This window comes from Butyricicoccus sp. OF10-2 (assembly GCF_003481925.1).
In the GTDB taxonomy this organism is placed as follows: domain Bacteria; phylum Bacillota; class Clostridia; order Oscillospirales; family Butyricicoccaceae; genus Agathobaculum; species Agathobaculum butyriciproducens.
In genome coordinates this window covers 1-653 of the sequence record NZ_QUMC01000069.1, presented here as the reverse complement: position 1 = coordinate 653, position 653 = coordinate 1, and the positions used below count along the sequence as shown (strand labels likewise).

At 54.8% G+C, this 653-nt stretch carries 1 protein-coding gene; it reads left to right on the top strand.

Annotated features, from left to right (window positions below):
* Positions 1-15: 15 nt before the first annotated feature.
* The coding region (locus DXB00_RS16135) for a Gfo/Idh/MocA family oxidoreductase (protein WP_158581344.1) at positions 16-653 on the top strand (638 nt) is incomplete at its 3' end.

The following is a 653-nucleotide window of genomic DNA, read 5'->3' as shown; positions in this document are numbered from 1 at the left end:
AAGGAGAGAATTCCAATGGGCATTTTGAAAATTGGCGTTGTAGGCTGCGGCCGAATCGGCAAGCTGCACATCAACAACCTGATCAACTCCGTACCGGGCGTTCAGGTAGTAGCTGCTGCTGACCCGATGCTGGACAAGTCCGGCGCACGCGAGTGGCTGGCAGAGCGCAAGATCACCAACGTTTCCACCGACTTTATGGACGTTATCAACAATCCTGAGGTAGACGTAGTATTCGTTTGCTCCTCCACTGACACCCACTGCGATGTTTCCATGGCAGCAGTTCAGGCTGGCAAGCACGTATTCTGCGAGAAGCCGATCGACTATGATATCGACAAGATCAAGAAGCTGCTCGCACTCGTTGAGGAGAAGGGCGTGAAGTTCCAGGTAGGCTTCAACCGCCGCTTCGACCACAACCACAAGGCAGTTGCAGACGCAGTTAAGGACGGCACGATCGGCGATCCGCATATCGTTATCGTTTCCTCCCGTGACCCGGAGCCGCCCCCGGCTTCCTACGTTGCAGTTTCCGGCGGTATCTTCTACGATATGATGATCCACGACTTCGATATGGTTCGCTACGTAACCGGTTCCGAGGCTGTTGAGATCTCCGCTGTTGGTTCCTGCCTCGTTAACCCGAACCTGCAGGAAGAGTCCGG